The sequence below is a fragment of the Haemophilus sp. HMSC071C11 genome (assembly GCF_001837655.1).
GTDB classification, from domain to species: domain Bacteria; phylum Pseudomonadota; class Gammaproteobacteria; order Enterobacterales; family Pasteurellaceae; genus Haemophilus; species Haemophilus influenzae.
The window spans coordinates 1-9,696 of the sequence record NZ_KV833430.1 but is presented as its reverse complement, the minus strand read 5'-3'; the positions used below and the strand labels follow the sequence as shown (position 1 = coordinate 9,696).

The following is a 9,696-nucleotide window of genomic DNA, read 5'->3' as shown; positions in this document are numbered from 1 at the left end:
CGATCAGTCGGCAGCGACTAATACAGGCGATCGGTCGGTAGCGGAAGTATCTGGCAAGCAATCTATAGCTGTTGCGCTTGGTTGGCAATCTAAAGCTAAGGCGAGTATTAATGGTGCTATTGTTTGTGTATATCGCAATCATGATGGCGAGCTAATCCATATCAAAGCATCAAAAGTCGGTGAAAATAACATCAAAGCTGATACTTGGTACACGTTAGATGAGATAGGTGAGTTTGTTGAGGTTAAAGACGACTAAAAAACCATATAGAGAACCTATCTATGGTAGTGATAGATTCGTGGTTGAAGAACACTACTACGAAGATGATGCTTAAAATCTGCCGCTATTAATTAGCGGCTTTTATTTATGAGGAATAATAAAAATGTACTGGTTCAGAAATGCAATTATTTACCAATTAACAAAACAAATAGACTTTGAGAATATCGAAAAACAACTCAAAGAATGTGAATTTACTCCGTGTGGTTCAGCAGATGTTAGCCATTTCGGTTGGTCTGCTCCGCTCGTCACCAGCGAAAATTTAGCACATCAAGCGAACGGAAAAATCTTACTTGTAGCTAAACGAGAAGAGAAGATTTTGCCTGTGGAAGTTGTGAATCGTGAACTCAATAAACGAATCACTGCACTTGAAGAAAAAGAACAGCGAAAATTAAAGAAAGTAGAACGATCATCTTTAAAAGATGATGTGATAGCTACCCTACTTCCGCAAGCGTTTTCTCGTATCAAAACGACCGCACTTTATATCGACACGTTGAAACAACTTATCTTTGTTGATACAGCATCAAGTAAAACAGCCGAAGATGTACTTGCACTTTTGCGTAAATCGCTTGGCAGCTTGCCAGTAGTACCGTTGGCGTTTAACTGTGCGCCGTGTGAAGTAATGACAAGATGGGTTACAGATACTGCACCTGATTGGCTAATCTTGCGTAAGGAAGTGGAAATCCGCGAAAAAGAAGATCTTGGCGTTATCCACTGTAAACAAAAAGATATTGAAGACGAGGAAATTATCGATCTTGTTCAAAATGGCTTGATCTCTAAACTCGCGCTTGAGTGGGAAAACAACCTTAAATTTATCTTGGTTGAAGATGGCACGCTTAAACGCCTGAAATTTGACGACAATATCACCGAGCAGAACGATGATATTGTAAAAGAAGATGTAACTGCTCGTTTTGATGTAGACTTTGTCTTAATGGCGAGCGTGCTTGGTAAAACAGTGGATAGCCTAATAAAAGAATTTGGCGGGATTAGGGATAGATTATGAGATTACTTAAACGGCTAGCTGAAAAAGTCCTGATAGACGATCTTAGACGATTGGATAAACATATTGATAAATCTATCGAACTCCATGAATTGAAGCTACGAAAATTGGGTGAATTAATTAAAAGTCTGGAAGCTGAGAACAATCAACTAAAACGAGAAAATGCGACGCTTGAAACTGAGCTTAGAGCAATAAAACAAGAACGTATTTTTAGTAAACGTAAAAAGAAAAGCAAACGAAAATGAATGAAATTAACATCAAACTCCCCTTACATAAATTCCAAAATTTAATGATTAGTCACGTCCGATACAGCTTGCCACGACATACTTATATCGTTAGCGAAACTATTCACGATGTTAAAACCTACTGGAGCGTGTTAAGCAGTAATACTCGAGAGGTAATTACTCGCGATATTAATGAGCATCTGAAACGCTGGGCAAGCGACCGAAATAACGCATTCCACAAACTTGACTACGATTCGTGGGAGGAACTATTTGACTGGATAAATGAAAGCCGCAGCAGCACATCAACAACAGTTACAACAGCAAAACCACTTGTACCTGTGTTGCCTGTGATTAATCCAAAACAGAGGAAAAAATAACCGCACTATGTTTACCTACGGTTCAATCTGTTCAGGGATTGAAGCGGTAAGCGTGGCATGGAAAGGCTTAAGTAAACCGCTGTGGTTTAGCGAAATTGAGCCTTTTCCTTGCGCCGTGCTTGCTTATCATTATCCCAACATCCCAAATCTTGGTGATATGACCACCTTACCCGAAAAAATCTTAAACCGTGAAATTCCTGCGCCTGATGTGCTTGTTGGTGGTACTCCTTGTCAAGCATTTTCTGTCGCTGGTTTGCGAAACTCGTTAGATGACGACCGCGGAAATCTCACGTTAACTTTAATACACATATTAGAGGCTATTGATTATGTTAGATACCAAGACGGTAAGCAGCCGTGCGTTTTGTTGTGGGAAAACGTTCCGGGTGTACTATCCACCAAGGACAACGCATTCGGACACTTTTTGGCTGGACTGGTTCAAGAACGTCAGCCATTGCAGCCAACAGGGCGAAAATGGACAAACGCAGGTTTATTGCATTCAGCTCGAACTGTCGCGTGGCGAACACTCAATGCTCAATACTTCGGACTCGCCCAACGACGCAAGCGCGTGTTCCTTGTGGCAAGTGCTAGAGAAAGAAGCGTCGCCCAAATACTTTTTGAGCGCAAAAGCTTGCAAGGGTATTCTCAATCGTGCGGAAAAACGCAACAAGGTTTTACCTGCTACGCTGAGGGAAGCTTTGGAACGTATCGCCAATCCGTATTGGGGGGGCTAGTAAAAGCTAGTGGTGGGGCGCTTGGTGGTGGCTCTGAAACTATTGTAGTACATGGTACGCAAGACCCGATTATTTCAACATCAACTGCCCACTGCCTAGGGCGCAATAATGGGCAGGAAAATGTTTTGTTCGATATTTCAGACCGACGCGATGTTGTGCGCATACAAAAGGACGGCACTACGCCAACACTTACCGCAAGAATGGGGACAGGTGGGAATAACATTCCATGCATGAGCATCAACCAAAACATTCGCAAACTTACCCCTTCAGAATGCGAAAAATTACAAGGTTTTCCTCCAGGTTATACGCAAATATCGTATCGAAATAAACCAGCCGAAGATTGCCCGGATAGCCCGCGCTATAAAGCTATCGGCAATAGTATGGCTGTACCGGTTATTAAGTGGATCGGGGAAAGAATGATTAATTATTTAAACAAATAAATCCAATAGGCGTTCCAAGTGAGTGCCTTTTGTTTTAATGGAGATAGAAAATGAAAGAATTTAACTTAGATGCAGCTTTAAATGGCGAGCCTGTTAAATTACGTAATGGTTTGAAAGCTATAGTTTATTACCGCATTCCTGATGAATTTTCATATCCGGGCGGATCCACTGAAATTTATCCATTGCTAGGCATTATTTTTAATAAAGATGGTACTATCAAGGGCGCATCGGAAAACTGGAAAGATTGCGGTGCTTACTGTTCATGTCAAGGTGGTCTTGATATTGTCGGAATGTGGGAAGAACATAAACTAACCTCAGAACAAGTGTTGGAAAAGGCTTACAAGGAGAATTTTCTAGTGCTATGTGATGGTAATCCTGATTTACCTCTAAAAGTTATCGCCAAAACTAAAAACGGCGAGTTTGTGATGCAGCCGGAAGATGGCATCATCCAACCATGGCTCGCTAATCTGACCATGGAATGGTTCTTTGTAAAAAAACTTGATCCAAAATTCGACACAAGCACTTTACCTAAGCCGTTTAAACCACATATTGGCGATGAGTTTTTCTATTTAAGCGATGGAGTGATTAGATATTTTTCGTTTTATGCAGATTGTGCAGCTAACTTGATGATAAATGGTCAATGTTTCCGCACAAAAGAAGATGCTCAAAAATGGCTTGATTTTATGAAGAGTATGATGGAGTAAGTGATGGATATTATTAATTTAATCAAACAACAAACGCCTGAAGAAAGACAAACATTATTCAATGAATTTATTAAACTCTTAAACCAAAAAAGAGAATATGTAGATATTCCTGAAAGAATTGTATGCTCTGCTTGCCAAGTGTTTGTAGATGAAAGAGATGGTACAAATGAAGATGGCGGTGAGATTATCCATGAAGTATATGGTTTAAGACACTATGACCCATTCATGCGTAAGCAGATTAAAGAATTAGAAAAACAATACAAGTATGCTCTTTTAGATTGGGAACAAGGGTTTCTAACTAATAAAGGTCGTTTTGTAGGTCGTAAAGAAGCAATGGAAATTGCTAAAGCTCAGAACCAAGTAATTCGTTTATCTGGTTCACCAAACTCAGATATTCTGTTCTCAGAAGATTTATATTAGGAGTAAGCATGAAAGGATTCACAGAATGGCTATTATATGTATTGGTGGTGTGATATGAGCGAATGGATTAAATGTTCGGAGCGGTTGTCAGGGATGAGAATGAGATTGGGGAAGATATGAAAGTGCTAGACGAACATATCCTTGAGTATATCTGGGATGAAACATTAGACCGCATCGCACAACACACCTTGGTAACGTATATCGGTGGCAGTGTTGGCACGTATAGCGATGATCATGCAGAGAAAAGAGCAGAAGACTTTGCAATATTGAGTGTAAGACACCTTATTGAAGGCTCTGGATTAAGCGAAAGTCAATTTAGACGGCGGGTTAAAAAGCTTATGGCACAAGGTGTTTTGTTGCAACGCATTGGGCCGAATAGCTTTGTGATTAACTCGGATGTGGTTAAAGACGCAGCGGTACATGCCGCACGATGTTGGTGCGCAATCGGTGTGCCGTATGGTATGGACGACACCGGGAGAGCCTGTAAAACATTGCCTATTAACGCTCTGCCGAGAAGCATTTTTGAGTTAAAAACAAATTGTTATCGGATTTTGAGATCTGAATATCCAAGTTACAAAGGAAAAGGAGTAGGAAATGAGCAATGAAATAACCCAAAAAGTCCGCATAACAATCGAAGTTGAAATGGACGACTACCAACGTGATCAACTTAAAATATCAAAAAATACGCAAGTGTTAGGCGGAAATATCGTGCTATTAGACTGGGAAGGTGGTGTGTTTGACGAAGTTGATGGGTATTGCATTTGACAATATGAAAGATGAGACCTTTATAGGTGAATTGCAACTGGCGATTAAACGGGTAGTTACGCCAATTATTAAAGCAAAACGCAAAGCAATTTTGGAGGGGAAAAATGAGTGAAAATAATGGCTGGATTAATTGTGCAAACGAACTACCAGAACCATTTTCTACCGACTTAGAGTATCGTAATGCAACTAACAAACACCTAATTTATTTTACTGAGGATGGTGATCATTGGGCTGTTGGTCTTGGCTGGTATTTATATGACGATAAGTCGGATTGTGAAGGTTGTTTAATTCCGTATTGGGAATCGGATGAAAACCCTGGCGAGGAAGTGGAGGTTATTTATTGGCAACCGCTACCACAACCACCGGAGGAATAAATTATGGCTAAATATTTATATCGTTACGCATTGGAAAGTAACAATCCTACAAACAATGATGATGGAAATACATGGGAAGATGAAAGTAGGTGTTTTGATAATGTCGCTTTACATATCGCGAAAGAAAACGCTTATTCCTGGGATATGTTTGAAGAACCGGAACGCGAAGTTATGTATGTATGGAGAGATGGTGATTTTGAGAACAGACTGCGTTTTTTAGCTAAATTTGAAGTTATTCAACGGCTTGATGTGATAGAGCTAGAGGAAGACGACGACCCGAACGATTTTTAAAACCCATTTACAACCCATTAAATCGCCCTATCCTCTTTACAAAAAGATGAATAAGTTAGATGAAGTGGGCTAACTAAAATAAATCATTATAACCGCTCTTATGGGCGGTTTTTTATTGGAGGAAATATGGAACAAACGCTCACTATTCGCGATGTTGCAAAGTGCTTGAACCTTAGCGAAACAACCGTGCGGAAAAATAAATTAAAGTGGGGATTTTTCCAAATGGAAGGGTCTAGAATGTGGCGAGTTTTTAAATCCGATCTTGATCGCAATCGCAAAAAAGCTGAAAATCTCAGCGATCTATATGCGAAGGTCGGTGATACACAGGAGAAACAAAAATGCCGATCCGCAAAAATAAAAATGGCGTGTGGCAAATCGATTTTACCACACCAAACGGCGAGCGAGTTCGATGCAGTAGTAAAACAACTGACAAAAAATTAGCTCAACATCTCCACGATAAGCTCAAGCACGAAGCATGGCAAGTGGAGCAGCTTAACAAAAAGCCCGAAAAAACGGTGGAGCAAGCCTTAATTTTATTGCTCAAAGACGCAGAGCATAAAAAAGACAAACTCACCAAAATTCAGCACGCCAAATATTGGCGCGATGAAATCGGGAACAAGCTGCTTAGTTCTTTAACAAGTGAAGATATTCAAAATGCGATTCCTACGCACGTTGTACGCACAGGGAAAATACTTTCCCCAGCAACCCAAAACCGCTATCGTTCGTCCATTATGCGGGCAATCAATCTGGCAAAGCAAGCTGGTTGGATTGATGTCGTGCCTTATATCGCTAAAAATAGCGAACCCAAAAAACGCATCCGCTGGATTACTGAAAAGGAAGCAGAGCGATTATTAGATAGCTTAAATCTTAATTGGATGAAAGATGTCTGCCAGTTCGCCTTATTGACGGGGGCTAGAATGACGGAGATTTTGTCAATGACGTGGGATAAAATTAATTTTGCTAACAAAATGGCAATAGTTACTGGCGATATTGCAAAATCTGGACGTGGACGTTCTCTGCCTTTAAGTGATGACGCAATTAATCTAATCAAAGAAAGGATGAAATATCAAGTGTCTCCCTATGTTTTTCATAGCGGAACAGGGAAACTACGTGATGATATTTCACGAAGGGATTTTAAGCGCGCCTTGCAGCGAGCCAATATTAAGAATTTCCGATTTCATGATTTACGTCACACTTGGGCAAGCTGGCATATCCAACGCGGAACACCGCTAATGGTACTCAAAGAGTTAGGCGGATGGGAAACGATAGAAATGGTTCAGAAGTATGCACACCTAAATGCCGACCATTTATTGTCATACGTGAATCAAGTCAAATTCTCGTCAAACACTCGCCTTGCTAGGTAAAGCAGAATAGCAGAAAACGACAAACTGGATGATTATCCAGAAACAAAAAGTACGTAAGTTATTAATTCTAAAGAGAAAACTTACAATACTTAGAAAACTCTATTTGGTAGGTTGTGAGAGGCTCGAACTCTCGACCGACGGATTAAGAGTCCGCTACTCTACCAACTGAGCTAACAACCCAACTGGACAACTAAATCAGAGAGTGGTGGGTCGTGAAGGATTCGAACCTTCGACCAACGGATTAAAAGTCCGCTGCTCTACCGACTGAGCTAACGACCCACTGTACTAATGGATTTATGATAACGCATTTGCTCTAGAATCGAAAGAATAAATTCATTCGTTCAAGCTAATTGGTTAAATTACAAACGATGAAAACAAAACAGAATCCAATAAAAAATGGATCCTGTTTTTCAAGTATTAGAAATACTAAGAATTAGTACGCTAACACTGCACGACGGTTTTTAGAATATGCAGCTTCATCATGACCTAATACTGCAGGTTTTTCTTCACCGTAAGATACTGTGCCTAATTTACCAGCATCAACACCTTTACCAGCTAAATAACCTTTAACTGCATCTGCACGACGTTGGCCTAATGCGATGTTGTATTCTGGTGTACCACGTTCATCAGTGTTACCTTCTACTAATACTTTAGCAGCTGGCGTTGCATTTAAATATGCAGCGTGCGCATCTAAGATTTGAACGTATTCACCAGTAATGTCATATTTATCAAAACCGAAATAAACGGTATTGTAACGTTGTTGAAGATCAGCAACAGAGTAACCGCCAAAAGTTTGAGCAGCACCATTGCCTGCAGCATCGTTGTTAGATGAACTACAAGCTGCTAATGCAGCTACAGAACCTGCAACTAATAATGATTTAACAAATTTGTTCATTAGATTTCTCCTAAATGAGTTTTTTATTTAGTTAAGTATGGAGACCAAGCTGGAAATTTAACTTGACCATCACTTCCTGGAAGGCTCGCCTTAAAGCGACCATCTGCAGAAACCAATTGTAGCACCTTTCCTAAGCCCTGTGTAGAACTATAAATAATCATAATTCCATTTGGAGAGAGGCTTGGACTTTCGCCTAGAAAAGATGTACTAAGTACCTCTGAAACGCCCGTTGTGAGATCTTGTTTAACTACATTATTGTTACCATTAATCATCACAAGTGTTTTTCCATCTGCACTAATTTGCGCGCTGCCGCGACCACCCACTGCTGTTGCACTACCTCCGCTTGCATCCATTCGATAAACTTGTGGCGAACCACTTCTATCGGATGTAAATAAAATTGAATTTCCGTCTGGCGACCACGCTGGTTCAGTATTATTACCCGCACCACTCGTCAATTGAGTAGGTGTACCGCCATTTGCTCCCATAACGTAAATATTCAGAACACCATCACGAGAAGAAGCAAAAGCTAAACGAGAACCATCTGGCGAAAAGGCTGGTGCGCCATTATGCCCTTGAAAAGATGCCACTACTTTACGTGCGCCAGAATTTAAATCCTGTACAACAAGTTGTGATTTTTTATTTTCAAACGATACATAAGCCAAACGCTGGCCGTCTGGAGACCAAGCTGGAGACATAATTGGTTGGGCACTACGATTGACGATAAATTGATTATAGCCATCATAATCTGCTACACGAACTTCATAAGGTTGCGAACCGCCATTTTTTTGCACAACATAAGCGATACGAGTTCTAAAGGCACCACGGATCGCAGTTAATTTTTCAAAAACTTCATCACTCACAGTATGCGCTCCATAGCGTAACCATTTATTTGTCACTGTATAGCTATTTTGCATTAATACAGCCCCTGGCGTACCTGATGCACCAACCGTATCAATTAATTGATAAGTAATACTATAACCATTACCCGATGGAACCACTTGTCCAATTACAATTGCGTCAATTCCAATATTCGACCAAGCCTCAGGATTTACCTCTGCTGCTGAAGTTGGGCGTTGAGGCATTTGAGACACCGCAATAGGATTAAACTTACCACTGTTACGTAAATCATCTGCAACTATTTTGCTAATATCTTCTGGTGCAGAACCAACAAATGGCACGACAGCAATAGGGCGCGCACCATCAACCCCTTCATCAATGACAATGCGTACTTCATCGCCAGCGAATGCATTGCTTCCAACAGCAAGTACAATCGCAAATACGCTCACTAAACGTTTTAATAATTTCATTTTGTTACCTTTAAAATTTAACAATAAATTTTTCTAAAGAATTATCGAATATCAAAGTCAATAATTGGTGATTTATATTTTTCATAAATTTCATCTGATGGCGCAGCTGGAACTTTTTTCGTTCTAGCCACCGCACTTAATGCAGCTGAACAAATATCATCAGAGCCTGAAATTTTTTGATACCCCAAGATTGTGCCATCTCGACCTAATTGAATTTTAATACGACAAACCTTTCCTGCAAAATTTGGATCTTTTAAGAAACGACGTTGAATCTCTTTCTTAATTACACCTGCGTATTGATCCCCAACCTTACCACCATCGCCAGAGCCAAGTGCAGCACCGCTACCTTGAGTTCCACCTTTATTTGTGTTTCCCCCTTTAGATGCACTGCCGCCACCAATATCTCCGCCATTTAAGAAATCATCTAGGCTTGCTTGATCTGCTTTACGTTTCGCTTCCGTAGCAGCTTTAGCTTTTGCCTCAGCAGCGGCTTTCGCTTTAGCTTCTGCATCAGCTTTTGCTTTTGCCTC

The 9,696-nt window shown here is 40.5% G+C and carries 15 protein-coding genes, 2 tRNA genes and 1 pseudogene; 13 read left to right on the top strand and 5 right to left on the bottom strand.

The annotated features are described in order from the left end of the window. From HMPREF2644_RS06320 to HMPREF2644_RS06260, 13 genes and pseudogenes are all read left to right on the top strand, one after another. Nucleotides 1-256: pseudogene (locus HMPREF2644_RS06320) on the top strand (hypothetical protein); the annotation flags it as partial. A gap of 124 nt (nt 257-380) precedes the next feature. Continuing rightward, nucleotides 381-1,277: a recombination-associated protein RdgC gene (gene rdgC / locus HMPREF2644_RS06315; protein WP_038440649.1), complete on the top strand. Its 897-nt coding sequence runs from the start codon at nt 381-383 to the stop codon at nt 1,275-1,277. Next, the gene (locus HMPREF2644_RS06310) at nt 1,274-1,519 is read left to right on the top strand and encodes a hypothetical protein (protein WP_005668254.1); all 246 of its coding nucleotides are present in this window, start codon (nt 1,274-1,276) and stop codon (nt 1,517-1,519) included. Before rdgC ends, HMPREF2644_RS06310 begins: the two co-directional genes overlap by 4 nt. Beyond that, entirely contained in the window at nt 1,516-1,875 is a 360-nt protein-coding gene (locus HMPREF2644_RS06305) for a hypothetical protein (protein ID WP_038440647.1), read from the top strand. The genes HMPREF2644_RS06310 and HMPREF2644_RS06305 overlap by 4 nt, the downstream gene beginning before the upstream one ends. 7 nt (nt 1,876-1,882) lie before the next feature. Beyond that, a complete protein-coding gene (locus HMPREF2644_RS06300) occupies nt 1,883-3,046 on the top strand; it encodes a DNA cytosine methyltransferase (RefSeq protein ID WP_038440645.1) in 1,164 nt (387 codons plus the stop codon). Between the two features lie 50 nt (nt 3,047-3,096). Further along, entirely contained in the window at nt 3,097-3,750 is a 654-nt protein-coding gene (locus HMPREF2644_RS06295; RefSeq protein WP_038440643.1) for a hypothetical protein, read from the top strand. A 3-nt stretch (nt 3,751-3,753) separates the two neighbouring features. Further along, nucleotides 3,754-4,170, top strand: a complete 417-nt coding sequence (locus HMPREF2644_RS06290) for a Y16D family protein (protein WP_005651292.1) — start codon at nt 3,754-3,756, stop codon at nt 4,168-4,170. 71 nt (nt 4,171-4,241) lie between these two features. Further along, nucleotides 4,242-4,775 (top strand): hypothetical protein, encoded by a 534-nt coding sequence (locus HMPREF2644_RS06285; RefSeq protein ID WP_180362968.1) that lies wholly within the window; start codon nt 4,242-4,244, stop codon nt 4,773-4,775. After that, nucleotides 4,765-4,935 (top strand): hypothetical protein, encoded by a 171-nt coding sequence (locus HMPREF2644_RS09400; protein WP_005668267.1) that lies wholly within the window; start codon nt 4,765-4,767, stop codon nt 4,933-4,935. The genes HMPREF2644_RS06285 and HMPREF2644_RS09400 overlap by 11 nt, the downstream gene beginning before the upstream one ends. A gap of 104 nt (nt 4,936-5,039) precedes the next feature. Continuing rightward, on the top strand, nt 5,040-5,309 hold the full coding sequence (locus HMPREF2644_RS06275; RefSeq protein WP_005668271.1) for a DUF551 domain-containing protein: 270 nt from the start codon (nt 5,040-5,042) through the stop codon (nt 5,307-5,309). 3 nt (nt 5,310-5,312) lie between these two features. After that, complete coding sequence (locus HMPREF2644_RS06270; RefSeq protein ID WP_005668273.1) at nt 5,313-5,600, top strand: hypothetical protein; 288 nt, start codon at nt 5,313-5,315, stop codon at nt 5,598-5,600. Between the two features lie 126 nt (nt 5,601-5,726). Then, a complete protein-coding gene (locus tag HMPREF2644_RS09350; RefSeq protein ID WP_070828324.1) occupies nt 5,727-6,041 on the top strand; it encodes a helix-turn-helix domain-containing protein in 315 nt (104 codons plus the stop codon). Next, nucleotides 5,939-6,964: a tyrosine-type recombinase/integrase gene (locus tag HMPREF2644_RS06260; RefSeq protein WP_070828323.1), complete on the top strand. Its 1,026-nt coding sequence runs from the start codon at nt 5,939-5,941 to the stop codon at nt 6,962-6,964. Before HMPREF2644_RS09350 ends, HMPREF2644_RS06260 begins: the two co-directional genes overlap by 103 nt. A 104-nt stretch (nt 6,965-7,068) precedes the next feature. Here the strand turns inward: HMPREF2644_RS06260 and HMPREF2644_RS06255 are convergent. The 5 genes from HMPREF2644_RS06255 to tolA all read right to left on the bottom strand — a co-directional run. Beyond that, a tRNA-Lys gene (locus tag HMPREF2644_RS06255) sits at nt 7,069-7,144 on the bottom strand. A gap of 23 nt (nt 7,145-7,167) precedes the next feature. Further along, nucleotides 7,168-7,243 (bottom strand) — tRNA-Lys (locus HMPREF2644_RS06250). A 154-nt stretch (nt 7,244-7,397) separates the two neighbouring features. After that, nucleotides 7,398-7,859, bottom strand: a complete 462-nt coding sequence (pal, locus tag HMPREF2644_RS06245; RefSeq protein WP_005652235.1) for a peptidoglycan-associated lipoprotein Pal — start codon at nt 7,857-7,859, stop codon at nt 7,398-7,400. A 23-nt stretch (nt 7,860-7,882) separates the two neighbouring features. Further along, nucleotides 7,883-9,166 carry a Tol-Pal system beta propeller repeat protein TolB gene (tolB, locus tag HMPREF2644_RS06240; protein ID WP_011272014.1) on the bottom strand — a complete coding sequence of 428 codons (1,284 nt, stop codon included), beginning with the start codon at nt 9,164-9,166 and terminating at the stop codon, nt 7,883-7,885. Nucleotides 9,167-9,207: 41 nt separating this feature from the next. After that, on the bottom strand, nt 9,208-9,696 hold a 489-nt coding region (tolA, locus tag HMPREF2644_RS06235; protein WP_070828322.1), incomplete at its 5' end, for a cell envelope integrity protein TolA.

Excerpts from the sequence above, each read along its gene's own strand:
- HMPREF2644_RS06275 (WP_005668271.1), top strand. The coding sequence starts at position 5,040 with ATGAGTGAAAATAATGGCTGGATTAATTGTGCAAACGAACTACCAGAA.
- HMPREF2644_RS06300 (WP_038440645.1), top strand. The coding sequence starts at position 1,883 with ATGTTTACCTACGGTTCAATCTGTTCAGGGATTGAAGCGGTAAGCGTG.
- HMPREF2644_RS06285 (WP_180362968.1), top strand. The coding sequence starts at position 4,242 with ATGTTCGGAGCGGTTGTCAGGGATGAGAATGAGATTGGGGAAGATATG.
- HMPREF2644_RS06295 (WP_038440643.1), top strand. The coding sequence starts at position 3,097 with ATGAAAGAATTTAACTTAGATGCAGCTTTAAATGGCGAGCCTGTTAAA.
- HMPREF2644_RS09400 (WP_005668267.1), top strand. The coding sequence starts at position 4,765 with ATGAGCAATGAAATAACCCAAAAAGTCCGCATAACAATCGAAGTTGAA.
- HMPREF2644_RS06270 (WP_005668273.1), top strand. The coding sequence starts at position 5,313 with ATGGCTAAATATTTATATCGTTACGCATTGGAAAGTAACAATCCTACA.
- HMPREF2644_RS09350 (WP_070828324.1), top strand. The coding sequence starts at position 5,727 with ATGGAACAAACGCTCACTATTCGCGATGTTGCAAAGTGCTTGAACCTT.
- HMPREF2644_RS06260 (WP_070828323.1), top strand. The coding sequence starts at position 5,939 with ATGCCGATCCGCAAAAATAAAAATGGCGTGTGGCAAATCGATTTTACC.
- HMPREF2644_RS06310 (WP_005668254.1), top strand. The coding sequence starts at position 1,274 with ATGAGATTACTTAAACGGCTAGCTGAAAAAGTCCTGATAGACGATCTT.
- tolB (WP_011272014.1), bottom strand. The coding sequence starts at position 9,166 with ATGAAATTATTAAAACGTTTAGTGAGCGTATTTGCGATTGTACTTGCT.
- HMPREF2644_RS06305 (WP_038440647.1), top strand. The coding sequence starts at position 1,516 with ATGAATGAAATTAACATCAAACTCCCCTTACATAAATTCCAAAATTTA.
- rdgC (WP_038440649.1), top strand. The coding sequence starts at position 381 with ATGTACTGGTTCAGAAATGCAATTATTTACCAATTAACAAAACAAATA.
- HMPREF2644_RS06290 (WP_005651292.1), top strand. The coding sequence starts at position 3,754 with ATGGATATTATTAATTTAATCAAACAACAAACGCCTGAAGAAAGACAA.
- pal (WP_005652235.1), bottom strand. The coding sequence starts at position 7,859 with ATGAACAAATTTGTTAAATCATTATTAGTTGCAGGTTCTGTAGCTGCA.